The following is a 19696-nucleotide window of genomic DNA, read 5'->3' as shown; positions in this document are numbered from 1 at the left end:
CCACTTTTATAAAAAGGTTGTCAGCGATCGTCCATGATGGTAAGGAATTTGTATTTGATGTTGGGGGTGTAAGCGGTGGAATCCTCGTAGTTCCAATACCTCATCCGGCAATTATACGTATGGGCATTCACCAGGGGCATCCCATCTGCATCCCTCCCCGTCACAATGGTCGTATGATCGAACCGGCCATCCCCTTCGAAATCATAGCAAATCACATCCCCCAGCTTCAGCTTATCGGGAGATTCAACCAGCTTGCCACGGAGGCCCACGGACGAATTAGGAATATACTGCCGCAGGGAATGGGCGACGGTCCAGCTGTAGCTCCAGCTCTGATTCCTCATCCACCATCCTTTTCCCTTTGTCGGATATCCCCTCATGGGAGCATCGCCAGCATGAAGGCATTGTGAAATGAAGTTCGTACAGTCATTCTCGAATTTTTTATATGCAGGGTTATAGCTGTTCCACCATTTTTCCGCATATTGAACCGCCGCGTGCCGGTCATAGCGATATTCGAGTCTTTCCCCTCCCTCATATTCCTCCTCATCCACACCCGGTTCCATGGCCGGTTCCATGGCGGGAATCGGCTCTTCCACATCTTCATAGATCACTCCACCATAATAAACGGCCTTCCGGCTTTCCACTTCCTCTTCAAGATAGTAGTGGTTGCCGTGTTTGATGAAATACGTATAGTGAACAGAATAAGTGACCTTTTCTGTATCGTCCAGTTGTTTGTCGATGGTGTGGACCTTGCCTGTCGCTCCCACCTTGAGCAGCTTAGCATCACGCTTCAGGAAGGACGCCTTCTTGCGGTTCACCTTTTCGAACTGCGAGTCGCCGATTGATGTGAAATCATTGATCACGACCCCGACGTTCTCCATTAATATCCTTCTGATCATACGTTCCCCTCCTCCCTAATGGGTATGCCGCGAAGGGAATAAAAAGAAGCCGTACCCTCATGGTCGGCTTCTATTCTGTCAGCATGTGCAGACCTTTTTCGATTTCCTCGAGGACTTCAGGATCTGCTTCCTTCTCAATCTGATGTTTCAATGCTTCTTCCGCTTCCTGCCCCCGATTTTCCCTAGTGCCCAGGCTGAGGTCCCCCTCATGACGGGACGGACATCATTCCTCAAAACCCCGATCAGATCAGGGATTGCGGTTTCATCTTTGTAATGGGCCAGTGCAATGATGGCGTTTCTCTGAATGGGTTTCTTCCCCCTCCACGATCCTGAGATGTGGCCATAGGTTTCCTTGAAATCACGATTGGAAATCGTCAGAAGCGGCTTCAAGAGCGGTTTCGCCACTTCAGGGTCCGGTTCCATTTCCTTATGGAGGTGAAAATCTTTGCCCTTATTCTCCGGACACACCGTCTGGCATGTATCACATCCGTAAAGTCGATTCCCGAGTTTGACCCGGTACTCATCCTTAAGGAATCCCTTTGTCTGCGTCAGGAATGCAATGCATTTCTGAGCATCGAGCCTGCCGCCTTCTATCAGGGCGCCGGTCGGACATACGTCCACACATTTATTGCATGTGCCGCAGCCGTCTTCAATGGGCTTATCCGGTGAAAACGGAAGATTGGTGATCATCTCCCCAAGATAGACGTATGAACCGAATTCAGGTGTAATGATCGAGCAGTTCTTCCCGCTCCATCCGATACCCGCACGTTCTGACACAGCGCGGTCCACGAGTTCCCCCGTGTCCACCATCGACCTGAACCGGGCCTCCGGGATACGGGAAACAATGTATTCTTCAAGCTTCTTCAACCGATCCCTGAGGATATGATGGTAGTCCGTCCCCCACGAAGCCCTGCAGAAGATCCCCCTCCGCTCACCCCTTTTGCTCCTTGGGGCATCCTTCATCCTCGAAGGATAGGCAAGGGCGATGGCAATGATGGATCGTGGTTGATCGAATGTAAGGGATGGGTCAACGCGCTTATCTATGTTAGGTTCTTCAAAACCCGACTGGAATCCCGCCATTTCCTGACGGATGAGGCGATTCTTCATTTCCGTGAATGTATCTGCCGTAGTGAATCCGATCTTATCGATTCCGATCGTTTTACTATAGGAAATGATATCCGACTTCAACTGTTCCATGTCCATGTCCATCCGCCTCCTTTCTCTCGTTCGCATGAATGCATTGTACTATGATAAACTATTTCAAACGAAATGTGGAGGGAAATAAAGTGGAAATCATCATTGATTCAACATTGAAAGAAAAGGTCCCCGACTTCAAAGCAGGGATCATTCACTATAGAGGCATCGAGGTCGGGGAATCACCACAGATGCTCAAAGGGCGTCTTCAGCTTTTTCAAGAATCCATCTACTTTGATCTTCAGGACCAAAGCGTGACGGACTTCCCGGGGATCAACGAATGGCGCGATGTATTCAGGAAGACCGGAAAAGATCCGAACCGCTACCGTCATTCAGCTGAGGCGCTCTACAGGAGAATCGGAAAACAGAATTATCTCGGCACGATCAACTCGGCCATCGACCTCAATAATTTCTTTTCCCTCCGCTACCAGGTGCCCGTAGGAGTGTACGACTGGAACAAGGTCGACGGCAACTCCCTCACCCTGCGCGTAGGGGGCCCCGGTGAAACGTACAAAGGGCTGAACGGAAGGGACAACTCGCTTGAAGGTCTGATCATTGCCTGCGATGGATCGGGTCCATTCGGCAGTCCGTTTGTGGATTCGGCACGCGCGCCCGTTGATGAGAAGACAACGGAGGCTGTTCAGATCATCTACATGAGACCTTCACTCTCATCCGACGAATGCGATCAGCTTACTTCTTCCCTCGAGGAAATGTTCACCGGCATCCACGGTGGTGAAGCCACACATACGGTCGTCACGACGGATTATTGATCGTACTCCATTGGACAAAACCATGATAGGCGATTTTTGCCTTTTGGTTTTGTCTTTTTTTATAGGGTAACTGGAGAAACAGAGACCGTTCCTTTTCGCTCCAGGGACTTGCTTTCCACTGGGAGGAAGTCGAGCCTCCTCATTCTTGCGGGGTCTCGGTCATCCCTCTCTTCCCGTAGGAGTCAAGTCCCTTCCGCTTCAATACACTCTTTGGTGATGCAAAAGACTATAGAAATTTGAACAATGTTAGGAAGCCAGTCATTTACTATTCAACCGTGGATTCACTTGCTTTACGGCAATCCTCACTGCTACCTTATCCTCTCTAATATGTAAAATACACTGCAAACTTTCCCTTACAAGAATGACACTAGTCTTCAATAAAAAACCCCTTTGTAGAATGGTTCCACAAAGGAGTTCTTTTCTTTATTCACACATTCATCGTTTGCCAATCTTCCTGCAAGCGAGGAATCCTACACAAAGCGGGCTTACACCCACCACATATCAGACGGTGTCTCCTCGATCAGGACCGACTTCAGGTTCTTCACTGCCCGAAGGAAGCCTTCTTCAATCGACATGATCGGGTCTTCATGTTCGATGCTTACGACGTAGTCATACCCATACGTACGAAGGGCGCTCATCATATCGGACCATTCCTGCAACCCATGACCGCATCCGACTGAGCGGAACGTCCAGGCCCTGCTCCTTACGTTTCCGTATGGCTGCATATCTGTCAGGCCATACATGTTGACGTTGTCCTGATCGATGTACGTGTCTTTTGCATGGAAGTGATGAATCGCATCTGCCTGCCCGAGGATCTTGATAGCGGCAACCGGATCGATCCCCTGCCACCACAGATGACTAGGATCGAGATTGGCGCCAATGGCTTTACTCGTTTCTTCCCTTAGTTTCAGAAGGGTGTATGGGGTGTGCACAAGGAACCCGCCATGAAGCTCAAGGCCGATCTTCACGCCATTTTCTTCTGCGAGTTTCCCCATCTCCTTCCAGTATGGGATCAATTTCTCTTCCCATTGCCATGTCAACACGTCGCCGTACTCATTCGGCCACGGGGTGACAGGCCAGTTGGGATGCTTGGCTCCTTCATGATCCCCGGCCGTACCGGAGAAGCAGTTCACGACAGGTACATTCATCAGACCGGCAAGACGGATGGTCTTCTCAAGGGCTCTATGGGATTCTTCTGCAAATGATTTGTCAGGTGTCAGTGGATTTCCGTGGCAGCTGAAAGCACTGATCTCCAATCCTCTTGACGACACTTTCTCTGCATACTCCCTACGTTTCTCCTCACTCTCCAGTAAAACGTCGAGGTCACAATGAGCGTTACCGGGATACCCCCCAGTCCCGATTTCAACGGAATGGAGCCCCGCTTCTTTTACATAGTCCAACATCTCTTCAAAACTCTTTTCAGAGAATAATACAGTAAATACTCCGAGCTTCATCTATGTTTCCTCCTATCTTAATGTGATGCTTTTCCCCGTTTCGCTGCTTTTATAGATGGCTTCGATTATGGCTGAAACCTGCAGTGCTTCTTCCGGTTTTACAATAAGCTCTTCATCACCTAAGCAGCTCTTGATGAAATTCATCGCCTGGGGGATGCCCGCATCATCGTCACCGGGTATCCAATCTGCCTCACTATTCAGGAGCATGCCGTGCTTCATCTGATTCATCTGGAATGGGAAAAGGTCGATCCCTCCAATTTCACCAGAGATGCTCATGGTCTCTTCATCCGACTTGACGTTGGCCGACCAGGATGTCTCAAATAACATGGATGCACCATTATCGAATTTGATATAGGCTGTCACGTGATCATCCACCTCGAAGTTCTCCCTGTCGAAATCCCCCCACTGATTGACCTGTCCAGGCATGCGGGAGAGCTTATTGTAAGCAGTACCCGTCACTTCAACCGGGACCGGATTGCCAAGAAGCCATAGGGAAAGGTCGAGGAAATGGCATCCGTAGTCGATGAGGCTTCCTCCTCCTTGAAGTTCCCGGTTGGTGAATACACCCCAGCCCGGGACTTTGCGACGTCGGATCGCACGGGCCCTTGCCACGATCGGCTCGCCGATTTCGTTTTCTGTAATGACTCTCTTTGCAGCGATGGAATCCTTCATGAACCGGTAGTGATAAGCGATCCCGAGGAGTTTTCCTGATTTTCTGGACGCATCGATCATGGCTTCGCATTCTGCCGTCGTCATCGCCATGGGCTTTTCACAGAAAACGTGGACCCCCGCATTCAAGGCGGCGATGCTGATCTCTGCATGAAACTTATTCGGCGTGCAGATGGTGACGGCATCCACAATGTCGAACATGTCATGATAATTGCTGAAAACATGGGGAATGGAGTGCTCCTTTGCGACTCCGGCAGCGGTTGCCGGGTTAAGATCGCTCACCGCTGTAATGGTAACGATATCTGACAGTTTTTTATAAGCGGGAATATGGCGGCCTTGGGCGATCCCTCCGGCACCGATGATTCCCATTTTGAGCTTTTTCATGGCTGAAACTCCTTATCTTACAATCTAATGATCTGCTTGGTTTTACTCGATTCAAGGGCTCCCAGGACCACCTGCAGAGATTTCATGGCTTCTTCACCCGGGACAGCTGCCGGAACATCCTCCACGACTGAAGTCACGAAACGATCGATGACTCCCGATGCAGACTGACCGCCGTCATCGTTCGTCTGGATTCCACCCAGTTCATACTTGACGACTTCACCAGTTGAATACTGGACGACAAGGGAATTGACTGGATCTTCTTCAAGTCGTAGAACGGCTTTTTCACCGTAGATGACGGTCGAATTATCTTCCTTCTGATACGACCAGCTGGCAGCGAGGGTCCCGATGGTCCCGCTCTCCGTTTTCAAGACGCATACGGCCGTATCATCGACATCGGCATTTTCTTTGGAAGACGTTTCGACGAATGCGCCGACTTCCACGAATTCTTCACCGAGGATGTATCGCATAAGATCTGTTTTATGGACGCCAAGGTCACCCATGGCACCGATGAAGGCTTCTTCTTTCCTGAAGAACCAGCTATCTTTTCCATCCACGCTCCAGCCTTCAGGACCACCGTGACCGAATGCGGTGCGGAAGCTGTAAATCTTTCCGGCTTCTCCTTTGGAGATGAGCTCCTTCGCTTTTTGGTGGGATGGGACAAAACGCTGATTGTGTCCGATCATCAGTTTTCGGCCGGCTTGATTGGCTGCGTCGATCATGGCTTGCGCTTCTTCAGTGGAAGTGGCCATTGGCTTTTCGCAAAGGACATGCTTTCCTGCTTTCAATGCATCGATGGAAATCGGAGCGTGGAGGGCATTCGGCGTACAGACGCTCACCGCTTCAATCGACTCATCCTTCAACAATTCTTTGTAATCCGTATACGCTTTTGCACCAATCTGATCTGCCATCTCTTCGGCGCGGTCCTTTACGATATCACAAACCGCCACGATCTCTGCGTGTTCATTGGCCATGTACTCAGGAATATGCCTGTGTTTCGCGATACTACCGCATCCAATCACACCAATCTTCAATGGTTTCATTTTACTTCCTCCTTCGCTTTAATCGTTTCAAGCGGCTGGGCATTTCCGTAGACAGGTCTGTTTCGGTTCACAGGGGCAGCCCACTTCACCGCATTCTCAATCACCTTTTGCACGTCTTTATGATAATAGGTAGGATACGTTTCATGGCCTGGACGGAAATAGAAGATCTTCCCGTTCCCACGCTGATACGTACATCCGCTCCTGAAGACTTCTCCTCCTTCAAACCAGCTCACCATCACAAGCTGATCCGGTGCCGGGATATCAAAGTGTTCGCCGTACATCTCTTCTTTCTCAAGCTCAATGCTTTCCCCTATCCCTTCTGCAATCGGGTGGGATGGATCCACGATCCAAATCCGTTCCTTCTCATCGGCTTCACGCCATTTCAAATCACAGGAAGTACCCATGAGGGTCTTGAAGATTTTCGAGAAGTGACCGGAGTGAAGAACAATCAGACCCATTCCATCCAATATCCGCTGCTTCACTCTTTCTACTACTTCGTCACTCACTTCCCCGTGGGCAAGATGCCCCCACCAGATCAATACATCTGTTCCATCAAGGACCTCCTGTGTCAGGCCATGCTCAGGTTCATCCAATGTAGCTGTCCTCACATTGAATGCCTCTTCGAGGAAGGAAGCGATTGCTCCGTGTATTCCTTTTGGGTAGATTTCCCTCACCACTGGATTCTGTTGTTCATGACGATTTTCGTTCCAAACTGTAACATTCATTATTCGATTCCCTCCATTTGTCATTGTGCAAGCGATTGCCTAAATTGTGCCGGTGTTTCTCCTGTAAGCTTCTTGAATACCTTACTGAAATATTTCTCATTCTGGAATCCTACATCGTGAGCAACCTGATAGATTTTCACGTAAGGATTGGATAACAGCTGCTTTGCCTTCTCTACCCTGACCGATGCTAGATAATCCGTAATTGTCACTCCGTATTCCTGTTTGAACCTGCGGGAAATGTATTCCCTGCTCAGAAAGAATCGGTCGGCAATTTCCTGAAGACTCACTTCTTCTACATAGTGCTTTTTCAAGAATTGTTCCACTTCCTGCATGGGGTTCTTTTCCTTCTGATACCTGATGTTCGACAGACAATCGATGAGTTCGAGAAAGTCTTTTCTTTTCCCCTCTTTGAACCGATCAATCAAAAAGGATCCATCCCTTCCCCAATAGTCCCATCCTTCCGGTTTCCTTTCGAGAGTTATACCGTACTCCTTGAGCCAATTGGATCGGAGGAGGTTGAACTGATCATCCCACTCCTTCAGCCTGGCAAGGGTGAGGCCCTGTTTCCTATACAGGGAATCCACGATCGTCATTACTTTGGATGAGAGCTTATCCTTATCGCCTGCCTGGATCAGAAGCTTCAACTCGGTGGCATAATCGAAAAGATGAGGAAGCTCAGACTTCCTTTCAGTTCTTGATACAACGGGCTCCTTCCCGGTCAAATCCCTTCCAAGATGAATGGCAAGTGCCTCTTGATACGCCTCATGCATATGGGTGGAAATCGTCCCGATGGCCATGGTGATATGCACGCTGCTATAGTGATAGATTCGCTTGGTCAATTGACGGAGCCTTCTCTCTGCATCCTGTATATCCCAGAGGAGGATGGCGACTTCATCATCTGAATGGGTATGGCGGAAGCAGACACCGATATCCTTGCTTCTGAGCCACTCATTGCAAATATTCATCACGGTAAACATCGTCAGTTCGAGATCACCTTGGAAAACGTGTCGGATCATGGGTTTCACTGAAAAGATCGCAATGCGCTTTTCACAGTCCACCAGCGATCGTCCATGCTCCTTGAGAAATTCCTTCTCCGCTGAAGGGGGGACGGAGGATTGACGGCACAGAGTCGAAAGCAAGTGATCCCAATAGCGGGGTTTCACTTCGTTCATTGCCTGCCTCTCCTCTGCTTCCGAACGACGGTGATCCCGCCATTCCTTTACGGCCCTTTCGAGGGTCTCATTCAGTATCTCGGGCTCGATGGGTTTCAACAGATAGTCGAAGCTCTTATAATGGATGGCATTCCTCATCAATTCAAAGTCATCATGGCCGCTTACGACGATGGTTTTACTTCGGATATCGGCCGTGTGGATCCATTTCAACAGGCTGATTCCGTCTCTCTTGGGCATGCGCATATCGGTGAAGATGATTTCCGGCCGGTGCTTTTGGATCAGTTCGACGGCTTCCTCCCCATCTTCTGCTTCCATGACAGTATCGATTCCATGACTTGCCCAATCAGCAAGGAGGATCAACCCCTCCCGCACGTGCTTCTCATCATCCACGATGATGGCTTTCATCGGCATCATCCTCCCATTGGAGTGGTACTTCGATTCTTACCATGAGTCCGCCCCCATCCACGTTCTTCAACAAAAGAGCGGCCTTCCCGCCATAATAGAGAGCCAATCGGACATACACGTTTTTCAATCCGATATGCCCTTCCGGCTTTTTGGATGAGTCGTACAACTGCTTCTCGATTTCTTCAAGCCTCTGATCTGGTATGCCTCCTCCATTATCTTTCACCACGATGATCAATTGATCTCCTTCGCGCCGGCAATCCAGGGCGATGACGCCTACCCCGTTTCTCCCATCAAAACCATGCTTAAAGTAGTTTTCAATGATGGGCTGCAGGATCATCTTGGGTACGGCGACTTCCCTGATGTCGTCTTGTACATCGATGTCGTATTGGAGCTGGTCTCCAAAGCGTTCTTTTTGCAGCAGGAGATAGGCGGCCGCATAGGTGATTTCCTTATGGAGGGGAACGACGTCTTCCTGCATATCCATCCCGTACCTCATGATCTTGGAGAGATGTGTCACAAGGGAATAAATGTGTGGAACATGATTCTTCAAGCCAAGTGTGCCGATTGATTGGAGTGCATTATACAAGAAATGAGGATTGATCTGTGATTGGAGCATCTTCAATTGACTCGTACGGTTTTCAAGCTCAAGCTTATACTCCCGATTGATGAGATGATTGATCCGGTCCACCATTTGATGGAACCTTCTGCTCAAAACCCCGATTTCATCCTCGCTGTATACCTCGGCCTTCACCTGCATGTTCCCACTTTCAACCTGCCGGATGGATTGCAGAAGCCCACGGATGGGTGAGGTGATCCTGAATGAAACAAACAGGGTGGCAAGTACCACCAAGCCGAGCCCAATGACCCCAAAGAGGATATTGATCTTCGCTACATTAAAAGCGCTTTCATATAAGTCTGCATAAGCGACACGTTTGACGAGGAACCATCCTCCTGCAGATGGTGACAGGCGATCGTACATGATTACCCCATTGAAGTCATCTCTCTTCCACTCGATGGTGCCCGCTTCTTTCTCTTCGCCGATGACCTCTTGAATCCATTGCTGCTTATCCGATATCTCGGCATCGGAGCTGTAGATCATATCCCCTTGAGGTGATAGGACATAAAACTCTTCTGATTCACCATTGTACATATTACGGCTGAGATCGACGATTTTATCTGGAGCGACATCGAGGGATATGTAGGCAAGGACGTCATTATCCGGGACGTTACGGAATGCCCGGTGGATCGTCACGATTTCCTTTGAGCGCCTGATCTTCTCCTCCTGCTGGCTGTAAGCAGGCTCAATATACATATTGAATGGACTTTGGGCTGCCTTCAGATAAGAGGCCTCATCTTCTTCGGATATCCCCCTTGAGAATACGACATTGGTGCGTCTCGTCGCCGAGATGAAGCGGTCTTCCTCAAGAAAAGAAATCTTCACCCCATTGATCGTATCTCCTGTGTAAAGAATGGTCTGCATCACATTCTTCACCATCCCGATGGTCAGATAGCCGTGGTCTTTGTCAGGAGACTTCATATAATTGATAAAATCGGGATTGTTATAGAGGGAGAGGGACAAATCATTCAATTCCCCAATATACCCTTCAAGGTTCACCTTCCCTTGGTAAAGCAAGTTGCTGCTCTCTTTCACCACCTGGTCTTCCATGGAATCCTTTGTATAGAGATAGGTGACAATGATCGAAGAGCCAAAGGGCAGGATCGTCGTGATCATCAATAAGAAAATGAGCTTGTTGCGGATGCTTCCCTTCAACATCGGTCCAGGCCCCCCGAAACTTGCTTATAAAATAGTATAAATCTTCCCTCCTCCTATTTGAAAGGGTTTTCTAAAAAAATATTTTAAAATACTGATAGAACCGATAAAAAATGGAAAGCACCCATGACCTGTGCTTTCCATCCCCTTTTTTACTTCAGGTTATCCCACGTTTTCTGGAATCGATCCAGGACCGTATCGTAGTCGATCTTCCCTGCAGCATATTCCTGGATGGTAGCAGCGAATTCTTTATTTGCTCCATCCGGCCATTGGAACCATGTCCAAGGGATCGTCTTCTCATCCTTCGAGTACGTCAGGATGGATTCTCCCAGGTCCCCCAATCCATTCGGTTCGATGTTATCGAAAGCCGGAATGAAGGCAAACTCTTCTGTGATATAACGTTTTCCTGTTTCCGATGAAACCATCCACTCAAGGAACATCTTCGCTTCATCCAGATGCTTTGAGTTTTTATTGAGTACCCAGTTGTTCGGGACCCCTACAGGCAGTCGATCGGCACTCTCATCATTATTCAGTGGAATCGGAAGGAAGCCCATGTTGATGTCAGGGTTGACTTCAGTGATCATGTTTTCTGTCCAGTTCCCCTGTTGAAGCATCGCGGTTTCCCCTGAGGCAAAGAGCGTCACTTGGGTGTTATAATCCGTCGTCAGCGGATTATCGTTGGCATTCTTGATTTCTGCATCCAGTACACTCTTGAACTCTTTGAACTTGTCATTATCCTTGAATGTTTCCGTTCCATCATACAATCCTTTGATGAACGCGTCGGGATCCTCCTGCTGGGCAAACGGGATATTCAGCAAATGCTGTCCGATGACCCACCATTCGCCATAACCGGCTGAAAACGGTGTGATATCCTTCGCTTTCAATTTCTTTGCTGCATCATTCAGTTCGTCGATTGTCTTTGGTGCTTCCTTGATGCCTGCTTTTTCGAAAAGGTCTTTGTTATAAATGAACCCGTATCCTTCAAGGTTGACCGGCATCCCGTAAAGCTTGCCATCCTCATCTGTCATCGGGACTTTACCGATTGGAAGTACATGATCGACCCAAGGCTCACCTGAAAGGTCGGCAAGTTTTTCTTTCCAAAGATCCAACTCCTTGAATCCACCGTTATTGAAAATATCCGGTTCCTCTCCGGAAGCGAATTTGGCTTTCAGGGCTGCACCGTAGTCCGCTCCTCCCCCTACCGTCTCAAGCTTGATTTTAATATTCGGATGCTCTGCTTCGAATTCCTTGATCATTTCCTGTAGTTGATCGGCGATTTCAACCTTGAACTGGAAGAAATTCAGGGTCACGACATCCCCATCACTCTTCCCATCCGAACCCGAAGAGCCTTTGGATGAACAGCCTGCAATGATCCCAAATACCAGGATCAGCGACATGCTTAACAGTAGAATACGTTTCACTAGATTCGACCTCCCCATTCTTCTTTTAAATTTTATATAATTTTCTGCATGGAATACACAGAAAGTTTATATCTACTTGATGGATCCTGACGCAATTCCCTTAATGATATGCTTCTGAAGGAACAGGAAGAAAATGATGACCGGTGTGATCCCGAGGACCAAAGCGGCAAGTCCCATGTCCCATTGCTTCGTATACTGTGCAAAGAATGAGCTCGCAGCAAGCGGGATCGTCCGGAGCTCTGCATCCTGCAGAACCAGGAGCGGCAGAAGATAATCATTCCATATCCAGAGCGTATTCAGAATGACGACTGTGACGGTGATGGGCTTCAATAGAGGGAAGACAATCCTCCAGAAGACACCGAATGAGCTGCAACCATCCATCATGGCCGACTCCTCGATCTCGACCGGCACCGTCTTGACAAAGCCATGGTAGAGGAAGAGGGACAGAGGCACGCCGAAACCAAAATACATGAGGATCAGCCCCGGGATACTATTTGTCAGGCCCAGTGTCCCCCCCACCTTCATCAGGGGAATCATGACCGTTTGGAAAGGAATGACCATGGCTGATACAAATAAAATGAATAGGATTTTACTGAACTTCCCCGGAGTCCTGACCATTTTCCATGCGGCCATGGAGGAAATCAGAACAAGACCGATGTTACTGATCGTTGTGATGATGAAGGAGTTCATGAAGGCACGGGGGAACTGGATGATTTCCCACACCCTTGCATAGTTTGAAAACATGAACTCTTCCGGCCAGGCAGCTGCATCGATCAAGATGGCTGCGAACGGTTTGACCGAATTCACCAACACGAAGTAAAAGGGAATCATGAAGACGATGGCCAGTGCGATTGCGACAATTTCGAGCAGGAACATCCTTTTTGTATAGCGGTTGTTCATCATGCCTGGACCTCCTTCCTCTTCGTGATCATCACCTGGACGGTAGTGAATACAGCGACGATGACAAAGAACAGGATCGATTTGGCTGTACCGAGACCGTACCGGTTATTCTGGAATGCTTCCTGATAAATATTGATGGCTACAGACTGGGTGGAGTTGAATGGTCCCCCGCCTGTCAGGGATATATTCAGATCAAAGATCTTGAATGCCATTGATATCGTCAGGAAGAAGCAGATCGTGAAAGCCGGCAGGATCAGAGGAACAATGATCCGTGTCAACAGCGTCCAGTTCGATGCACCATCGATCTTTGCTGCTTCCAATAGGGACGTATCGACTCCTTGCAGGGCTGCCACATAAATGACCATCATATAACCGCTGATCTGCCATGCAAAGACGATGACGATGCCCCAGAAAGCCGTCTTCTCATCCCCAAGCCAGGGCATCTTGAACAGGGAGAGGTCGGTCAGGTTGCCCAACGACGCAAAGCCTTTTACGAAGATGAACTGCCAGATGAATCCGAGTAGCAGACCGCCGATGACATTCGGCAAAAAGAATACGGTTCTCAGGATATTCTTCGTCTTCAAAGCTGCATTCAGGAGCAGGGCAAACCCGAATCCGATCACATTGCTGATTATCACCGCTGCAAACATGAACTTCGTTGTGAACATAAAGGATTGGAAGAACACCTGATCATCGGTGAATATCCGGATATAATTATCGAATCCAACCCATTCCACAGCCGAACTGACCCCGTTCCACGATGTAAACGAATAGTACAGCCCCATCAGGAACGGGACGATTTGTATAACAAGAAAGAATAATAGTGCCGGACCCACAAATGCGGTATAGGTCAATACGCTTTTCCATTTGAGTCCTTTTTTCGGAACGGGCTTCATTTGTACCTCAGGCCTGACCGGTCCCGTCTCTATCTTTGGTTCCATCTCTTCTCCCCTTCAGTAACGCTTTTTCTCATTATAATGTAAACGCTTACTTTTTATGGTCAACTGAGTTGACATGGATGGGGCACGATATTGACCTCTTTGACAACAAAAAAAGACCCCCGCCCGAGTAAAGCGGGCGGGGGTCACATCTATTATTCCCGGTCTAGGGGAAAGTCTCCCATCAATCGGTGGAGCCAGGAGATGCTGAGCTGAAACCATTGTGAGAAATCATCGTCTACCATTGAACGCTGTCCAGCCGATGACAAAGGCTTCCCAAGGGAAAGTCCGTGGACACCATGCTGAAAAATATGAGATTCAAAGGGGACGCCAGCACGGCTGAGGGCCCTCATGAATTCCAGCGTATGTTCGACCGGTACGATGCGGTCTTCAAAAGTCGAAAACAAAAAGCTTGGAGGTGTGTTCCCGTCCACTCTCTCTTCCAGTGACGGCACCGGAAAAGCCAGTACATCCTCAAGGGTTGAAAGAATACAAGGATACCCGAGGATCAGGGCTCTCGGTCTGAACGTGCCCATGGTTCCCAGTGAAGCGGCCAGATGCCCCCCGGCGGAAAAGCCGACTACTGCGATACGCTCAGGATCCACTCCAAATTCAGAGGCATGATTCCTTACATATGCCAGTGCTTCTTCAGCATCCCTGAATGAATCTTCAAACCCCTTGTCTTCTCCTACAGAGTAACGAAGAATGAATGCATGATAGCCTTCAGACAAGTACGCCATGGCTACAGGTTCTGCCTCCCGGTCCGATGTATAGTAATACCCTCCCCCCGGAAGGATCAACACGGCAGGACGGGTGGAGATGTTTTTCATACGCTTGGTTGTATCCAATGAATAGGCTGTAAGCGTCGATTGCGGGTTGCTGCTCAACTGAATGGATTGAATGTTCATACGTTTTCCCCCTAATGATCAATACGTTATGTCCAGTATATAAGGAGGCGGATGAGGTTTCCAGATATTCTCTCCCCTGATACAAAAAAAGACCTCCAACGAATTTGTTGGAAGTCTGAATATGTAAGATGGAGCGGGTGATGGGAATCGAACCCACGACATCAGCTTGGAAGGCTGAGGTTTTACCATTAAACTACACCCGCTTATGGTACCGGTGGCCGGGGTCGAACCGGCACTCCTTACGGAACACGATTTTGAGTCGTGCGCGTCTGCCTATTCCGCCACACCGGCAAGCGTCTAAAAAAAATATGGAGGCGGCAACCGGATTTGAACCGGTGATAAAGGTTTTGCAGACCTCTGCCTTACCACTTGGCTATGCCGCCATTTTTCTATGGAGCGGAAGACGGGATTCGAACCCGCGACCCCCACCTTGGCAAGGTGGTGTTCTACCACTGAACTACTTCCGCACTACTGGGCTAGCTGGATTCGAACCAACGCATGTCGCAGTCAAAGTGCGATGCCTTACCGCTTGGCTATAGCCCACTGTTAGTATATGACACACAGAGAAAAATGTGACAAAAATATGGGGCGACTGATGGGAATCGAACCCACGAATGCCGGAACCACAATCCGGTGCGTTAACCACTTCGCCACAATCGCCATGGCAGGGGCAGCAGGAATCGAACCCGCACCAAAGGTTTTGGAGACCTTCGTTCTACCGTTAAACTATGCCCCTGTATTAAATGGTGGAGGGGGGCAGATTCGAACTGCCGAACCCGAAGGAGCGGATTTACAGTCCGCCGCGTTTAGCCACTTCGCTACCCCTCCAGCTATAAAAAATCAGTGGTGCCGGCAAGAGGACTTGAACCCCCAACCTACTGATTACAAGTCAGTTGCTCTACCAGTTGAGCTACACCGGCACAAAAAAATGGTGGCTCAGGACGGAATCGAACCGCCGACACATGGATTTTCAGTCCATTGCTCTACCAACTGAGCTACTGAGCCATTGCATATTTGTATTAAAATGAAAAATGGCGGTCCGGACGGGACTCGAACCCGCGACCTCCTGCGTGACAGGCAGGCATTCTAACCAACTGAACTACCGGACCAAAGCTTTTTGCGATAGCAAAATAGCTATCATTAGTATTCGCGTTAGCGAAAATAAAGATCAAAGTACTGCGATAGCAAATCCGCTATCAATGTCACTGCATCCCAATCCTCACGGATCAAAACGGTATTGCGGGGACAGGATTTGAACCTGCGACCTTCGGGTTATGAGCCCGACGAGCTACCGAACTGCTCCACCCCGCGACGATAATGATAAGTTATTTTCACTACGCTTCGCTTCGCGAAAAAAATATGGTGGAGGATGACGGGATCGAACCGCCGACCCTCTGCTTGTAAGGCAGATGCTCTCCCAGCTGAGCTAATCCTCCACTGATTCTTTGCATTTAAAAATGGTGACCCGTACGGGATTCGAACCCGTGTTACCGCCGTGAAAGGGCGGTGTCTTAACCGCTTGACCAACGGGCCATATATGGCGGAGAGCAAGGGATTTGAACCCTTGAGACAGCTATAAACCGCCTACACGATTTCCAATCGTGCTCCTTCGGCCACTCGGACAGCTCTCCATATAATGGCTCCACAGGCAGGACTCGAACCTGCGACCGATCGGTTAACAGCCGATAGCTCTACCACTGAGCTACTGTGGAATGTACCGCCTGGCGACGTCCTACTCTCGCAGGGGAGATCCCCCAACTACCATCGGCGCTGAAGAGCTTAACTTCCGTGTTCGGCATGGGAACGGGTGTGACCTCTTCGCCAATGTCACCAGACTATGTATGTCCTTCAAAAGGACAAGTATTATTATACCGCATTCTCGCGGCGATTTCAAGGTTTTTTTATACTTTATGTATACTTATTCCCTGAAAACTAGATAAAGGGTTGATAGTCAATCATTACCGGCGTATCGGCCAGTCTGGCAGGCGCAACGCGCCTGCATTACGTTTGGTTAAGTCCTCGATCGATTAGTATCAGTCAGCTCCATGTGTCGCCACACTTCCACCTCTGACCTATCTACCTGATCATCTTTCAGGGATCTTACTCACATAAAGTGATGGGAAATCTCATCTCGAGGGGGGCTTCATGCTTAGATGCTTTCAGCACTTATCCCTTCCGCACATAGCTACCCAGCGATGCCTTTGGCAAGACAACTGGTACACCAGCGGTGCGTCCATCCCGGTCCTCTCGTACTAAGGACAGCTCCTCTCAAATTTCCTGCGCCCACGACGGATAGGGACCGAACTGTCTCACGACGTTCTGAACCCAGCTCGCGTACCGCTTTAATGGGCGAACAGCCCAACCCTTGGGACCGACTACAGCCCCAGGATGCGATGAGCCGACATCGAGGTGCCAAACCTCCCCGTCGATGTGGACTCTTGGGGGAGATAAGCCTGTTATCCCCGGGGTAGCTTTTATCCGTTGAGCGATGGCCCTTCCATACGGAACCACCGGATCACTAAGCCCGACTTTCGTCCCTGCTCGACTTGTAGGTCTCGCAGTCAAGCTCCCTTGTGCCTTTACACTCTGCGAATGATTTCCAACCATTCTGAGGGAACCTTTGGGCGCCTCCGTTACTCTTTAGGAGGCGACCGCCCCAGTCAAACTGCCCACCTGACACTGTCTCCCACCCCGATAAGGGGCGCGGGTTAGAATGTCAACACAGCCAGGGTAGTATCCCACCGACGCCTCCGCCGAAGCTAGCGCTCCGGCTTCCAAGGCTCCTACCTATCCTGTACAAGCTGTGCCAAAATTCAATATCAGGCTACAGTAAAGCTCCACGGGGTCTTTCCGTCCTGTCGCGGGTAACCTGCATCTTCACAGGTACTATAATTTCACCGAGTCTCTCGTTGAGACAGTGCCCAGATCGTTACGCCTTTCGTGCGGGTCGGAACTTACCCGACAAGGAATTTCGCTACCTTAGGACCGTTATAGTTACGGCCGCCGTTTACTGGGGCTTCGATTCGCACCTTCGCTTGCGCTAAGCACTCCTCTTAACCTTCCAGCACCGGGCAGGCGTCAGCCCCTATACTTCGCCTTACGGCTTCGCAGAGACCTGTGTTTTTGCTAAACAGTCGCCTGGGCCTATTCACTGCGGCTCTCTCGGGCTTGCACCCTACCAGAGCACCCCTTCTCCCGAAGTTACGGGGTCATTTTGCCGAGTTCCTTAACGAGAGTTCTCTCGCTCACCTTAGGATTCTCTCCTCGCCTACCTGTGTCGGTTTGCGGTACGGGCACCATCTTCCTCGCTAGAGGCTTTTCTTGGCAGTGTGGAATCAGGAACTTCGCTACTATAATTCGCTCGCTATCACAGCTCAGCCTTCACGATGATGGGATTTGCCTCATCATCAGCCTAACTGCTTAGACGCACATATCCAGCAGTGCGCTTACCCTATCCTCCTGCGTCCCCCCATTGCTCAAATGGAAGAAAGGTGGTACAGGAATATCAACCTGTTGTCCATCGTCTACGCCTATCGGCCTCGACTTAGGTCCCGACTAACCCTGAGCGGACGAGCCTTCCTCAGGAAACCTTAGGCATTCGGTGGATGGGATTCTCACCCATCTTTCGCTACTCATACCGGCATTCTCACTTCTAAGCACTCCACCAGTCCTTACGGTCTAGCTTCGCAGTCCTTAGAACGCTCTCCTACCACTGACACCAAACGGTGTCAATCCACAGCTTCGGTGATACGTTTAGCCCCGGTACATTTTCGGCGCAGAGTCACTCGACCAGTGAGCTATTACGCACTCTTTAAATGGTGGCTGCTTCTAAGCCAACATCCTGGTTGTCTAAGCAACTCCACATCCTTTTCCACTTAACGTATACTTTGGGACCTTAGCTGGTGGTCTGGGCTGTTTCCCTTTCGACTACGGATCTTATCACTCGCAGTCTGACTCCCATGGATAAGTCTTTGGCATTCGGAGTTTGTCTGAATTCGGTAACCCGATGAGGGCCCCTAGTCCAAACAGTGCTCTACCTCCAAGACTCTTACAACATGAGGCTAGCCCTAAAGCTATTTCGGAGAGAACCAGCTATCTCCAGGTTCGATTGGAATTTCTCCGCTACCCACACCTCATCCCCGCACTTTTCAACGTGCGTGGGTTCGGACCTCCATCCAGTGTTACCTGGACTTCATCCTGGACATGGGTAGATCACCTGGTTTCGGGTCTACGACCACATACTCATTCGCCCTATTCAGACTCGCTTTCGCTGCGGCTCCGTCTTCTCGACTTAACCTTGCATGGGATCGTAACTCGCCGGTTCATTCTACAAAAGGCACGCCATCACCCGTTAACGGGCTCTGACTACTTGTAGGCACACGGTTTCAGGTTCTATTTCACTCCCCTTCCGGGGTGCTTTTCACCTTTCCCTCACGGTACTGGTTCACTATCGGTCACTAGGGAGTATTTAGCCTTGGGAGATGGTCCTCCCAGCTTCCGACGGGATTTCACGTGTCCCGCCGTACTCAGGATCCACTCAAGAGGGAACGAAGTTTCGACTACAGGGTTGTTACCTTCTTTGACGAGCCTTTCCAGACTTCTTCGTCTACCCCGTTCCTTTGTAACTCCGTATAGAGTGTCCTACAACCCCAAGAGGCAAGCCTCTTGGTTTGGGCTAATCCCGTTTCGCTCGCCGCTACTCAGGGAATCGCATTTGCTTTCTCTTCCTCCAGGTACTTAGATGTTTCAGTTCCCTGGGTCTGCCTTCCAAGCTCTATGTATTCAAGCAAGGATACTGTTCCATTACGAACAGTGGGTTCCCCCATTCGGAAATCTTCGGATCAGCTCACTTACAGCTCCCCGAAGCATATCGGTGTTAGTCCCGTCCTTCATCGGCTCCTAGTGCCAAGGCATCCACCGTGCGCCCTTATTAACTTAACCGAATTGGTTAAAAACCTAAAATGGCGATACTCGGTAATTTCTTGACTATCAATAAAACTTTATCTAGTTTTCAAAGAACAATATAGAAGATGGATGTTTATTTTACTC

12 protein-coding genes, 16 tRNA genes, 2 rRNA genes and 1 pseudogene are annotated in these 19696 nt (G+C 49.5%); 1 reads left to right on the top strand and 30 read right to left on the bottom strand.

The window, feature by feature from the left end:
* Positions 1–20 precede the first annotated feature (20 nt).
* The gene (locus D5E69_RS07665) at positions 21–896 is read right to left on the bottom strand and encodes an amidase domain-containing protein (RefSeq protein WP_048004492.1); all 876 of its coding nucleotides are present in this window, start codon (positions 894–896) and stop codon (positions 21–23) included.
* A gap of 70 nt (positions 897–966) precedes the next feature.
* Positions 967–2099 (bottom strand): annotated as a pseudogene (gene queG, locus D5E69_RS07660) (tRNA epoxyqueuosine(34) reductase QueG).
* Positions 2100–2182: 83 nt separating this feature from the next.
* Here queG and D5E69_RS07655 point away from each other — a divergent pair.
* Positions 2183–2860, top strand: coding sequence for a B3/B4 domain-containing protein (locus tag D5E69_RS07655; RefSeq protein WP_048004494.1), 678 nt, complete (start codon positions 2183–2185; stop codon positions 2858–2860).
* A 485-nt stretch (positions 2861–3345) separates the two neighbouring features.
* Here the strand turns inward: D5E69_RS07655 and D5E69_RS07650 are convergent, their stop codons facing one another.
* The 28 genes from D5E69_RS07650 to D5E69_RS07515 form a co-directional block, all read right to left on the bottom strand.
* Complete coding sequence (locus D5E69_RS07650; RefSeq protein WP_048004495.1) at positions 3346–4314, bottom strand: sugar phosphate isomerase/epimerase family protein; 969 nt, start codon at positions 4312–4314, stop codon at positions 3346–3348.
* Between the two features lie 12 nt (positions 4315–4326).
* Entirely contained in the window at positions 4327–5367 is a 1041-nt protein-coding gene (locus D5E69_RS07645; RefSeq protein WP_048004496.1) for a Gfo/Idh/MocA family protein, read from the bottom strand.
* A gap of 17 nt (positions 5368–5384) precedes the next feature.
* Positions 5385–6407: a Gfo/Idh/MocA family protein gene (locus tag D5E69_RS07640; protein WP_159129511.1), complete on the bottom strand. Its 1023-nt coding sequence runs from the start codon at positions 6405–6407 to the stop codon at positions 5385–5387.
* Positions 6404–7135: a ThuA domain-containing protein gene (locus D5E69_RS07635; RefSeq protein ID WP_159130336.1), complete on the bottom strand. Its 732-nt coding sequence runs from the start codon at positions 7133–7135 to the stop codon at positions 6404–6406. Before D5E69_RS07635 ends, D5E69_RS07640 begins: the two co-directional genes overlap by 4 nt.
* A 17-nt stretch (positions 7136–7152) precedes the next feature.
* Positions 7153–8709: a response regulator transcription factor gene (locus tag D5E69_RS07630; RefSeq protein ID WP_159129510.1), complete on the bottom strand. Its 1557-nt coding sequence runs from the start codon at positions 8707–8709 to the stop codon at positions 7153–7155.
* A complete protein-coding gene (locus D5E69_RS07625; protein WP_159129509.1) occupies positions 8687–10483 on the bottom strand; it encodes a cache domain-containing sensor histidine kinase in 1797 nt (598 codons plus the stop codon). Before D5E69_RS07625 ends, D5E69_RS07630 begins: the two co-directional genes overlap by 23 nt.
* 149 nt (positions 10484–10632) lie before the next feature.
* Positions 10633–11901: an ABC transporter substrate-binding protein gene (locus D5E69_RS07620; RefSeq protein WP_159129508.1), complete on the bottom strand. Its 1269-nt coding sequence runs from the start codon at positions 11899–11901 to the stop codon at positions 10633–10635.
* Between the two features lie 72 nt (positions 11902–11973).
* Positions 11974–12801 carry a carbohydrate ABC transporter permease gene (locus tag D5E69_RS07615; protein WP_159130335.1) on the bottom strand — a complete coding sequence of 276 codons (828 nt, stop codon included), beginning with the start codon at positions 12799–12801 and terminating at the stop codon, positions 11974–11976.
* Positions 12801–13742 (bottom strand): carbohydrate ABC transporter permease, encoded by a 942-nt coding sequence (locus D5E69_RS07610; RefSeq protein ID WP_048004501.1) that lies wholly within the window; start codon positions 13740–13742, stop codon positions 12801–12803. Before D5E69_RS07610 ends, D5E69_RS07615 begins: the two co-directional genes overlap by 1 nt.
* A gap of 152 nt (positions 13743–13894) precedes the next feature.
* A complete protein-coding gene (locus tag D5E69_RS07605; protein WP_048004502.1) occupies positions 13895–14647 on the bottom strand; it encodes an alpha/beta hydrolase in 753 nt (250 codons plus the stop codon).
* 129 nt (positions 14648–14776) lie between these two features.
* Positions 14777–14850 (bottom strand) — tRNA-Gly (locus tag D5E69_RS07600).
* Between the two features lie 3 nt (positions 14851–14853).
* Positions 14854–14938 (bottom strand) — tRNA-Leu (locus tag D5E69_RS07595).
* 18 nt (positions 14939–14956) lie between these two features.
* A tRNA-Cys gene (locus D5E69_RS07590) sits at positions 14957–15030 on the bottom strand.
* Positions 15031–15039: 9 nt separating this feature from the next.
* Positions 15040–15114 (bottom strand) — tRNA-Gly (locus D5E69_RS07585).
* 4 nt (positions 15115–15118) lie between these two features.
* Positions 15119–15190, bottom strand: a tRNA-Gln gene (locus D5E69_RS07580).
* A gap of 41 nt (positions 15191–15231) precedes the next feature.
* Positions 15232–15307: transfer RNA gene (locus tag D5E69_RS07575), tRNA-His, on the bottom strand.
* A 2-nt stretch (positions 15308–15309) separates the two neighbouring features.
* Positions 15310–15383 (bottom strand) — tRNA-Trp (locus D5E69_RS07570).
* Between the two features lie 8 nt (positions 15384–15391).
* A tRNA-Tyr gene (locus tag D5E69_RS07565) sits at positions 15392–15475 on the bottom strand.
* Positions 15476–15491: 16 nt separating this feature from the next.
* Positions 15492–15567: transfer RNA gene (locus tag D5E69_RS07560), tRNA-Thr, on the bottom strand.
* A 9-nt stretch (positions 15568–15576) separates the two neighbouring features.
* Positions 15577–15652: transfer RNA gene (locus D5E69_RS07555), tRNA-Phe, on the bottom strand.
* Between the two features lie 27 nt (positions 15653–15679).
* Positions 15680–15756: transfer RNA gene (locus tag D5E69_RS07550), tRNA-Asp, on the bottom strand.
* Between the two features lie 128 nt (positions 15757–15884).
* Positions 15885–15958, bottom strand: a tRNA-Met gene (locus D5E69_RS07545).
* Positions 15959–16007: 49 nt separating this feature from the next.
* A tRNA-Val gene (locus D5E69_RS07540) sits at positions 16008–16083 on the bottom strand.
* 22 nt (positions 16084–16105) lie between these two features.
* Positions 16106–16180, bottom strand: a tRNA-Glu gene (locus D5E69_RS07535).
* A gap of 5 nt (positions 16181–16185) precedes the next feature.
* Positions 16186–16278, bottom strand: a tRNA-Ser gene (locus D5E69_RS07530).
* Positions 16279–16284: 6 nt separating this feature from the next.
* Positions 16285–16359: transfer RNA gene (locus tag D5E69_RS07525), tRNA-Asn, on the bottom strand.
* A 7-nt stretch (positions 16360–16366) separates the two neighbouring features.
* Positions 16367–16482 (bottom strand): 5S ribosomal RNA (gene rrf / locus D5E69_RS07520).
* A gap of 172 nt (positions 16483–16654) precedes the next feature.
* A 23S ribosomal RNA gene (locus D5E69_RS07515) occupies positions 16655–19588 on the bottom strand.
* Between the last annotated feature and the right edge of the window lie 108 nt (positions 19589–19696).

The sequence above is a fragment of the Rossellomorea marisflavi genome (genome assembly GCF_009806575.1).
Taxonomy (GTDB): Bacteria; Bacillota; Bacilli; order Bacillales; family Bacillaceae_B; genus Rossellomorea; species Rossellomorea marisflavi_A.
Note: the sequence above shows the minus strand (reverse complement) of the source record. Positions and strands in the feature narration are given on the sequence as shown.

Bases quoted from the DNA above. Each gene is read 5' to 3' on its own strand.
- D5E69_RS07630 (WP_159129510.1), bottom strand. From the start codon at position 8,709: ATGAAAGCCATCATCGTGGATGATGAGAAGCACGTGCGGGAGGGGTTG.
- D5E69_RS07640 (WP_159129511.1), bottom strand. From the start codon at position 6,407: ATGAAACCATTGAAGATTGGTGTGATTGGATGCGGTAGTATCGCGAAA.
- D5E69_RS07665 (WP_048004492.1), bottom strand. From the start codon at position 896: ATGATCAGAAGGATATTAATGGAGAACGTCGGGGTCGTGATCAATGAT.
- D5E69_RS07615 (WP_159130335.1), bottom strand. From the start codon at position 12,801: ATGAACAACCGCTATACAAAAAGGATGTTCCTGCTCGAAATTGTCGCA.
- D5E69_RS07625 (WP_159129509.1), bottom strand. From the start codon at position 10,483: ATGTTGAAGGGAAGCATCCGCAACAAGCTCATTTTCTTATTGATGATC.
- D5E69_RS07605 (WP_048004502.1), bottom strand. From the start codon at position 14,647: ATGAACATTCAATCCATTCAGTTGAGCAGCAACCCGCAATCGACGCTT.
- D5E69_RS07610 (WP_048004501.1), bottom strand. From the start codon at position 13,742: ATGGAACCAAAGATAGAGACGGGACCGGTCAGGCCTGAGGTACAAATG.
- D5E69_RS07650 (WP_048004495.1), bottom strand. From the start codon at position 4,314: ATGAAGCTCGGAGTATTTACTGTATTATTCTCTGAAAAGAGTTTTGAA.
- D5E69_RS07645 (WP_048004496.1), bottom strand. From the start codon at position 5,367: ATGAAAAAGCTCAAAATGGGAATCATCGGTGCCGGAGGGATCGCCCAA.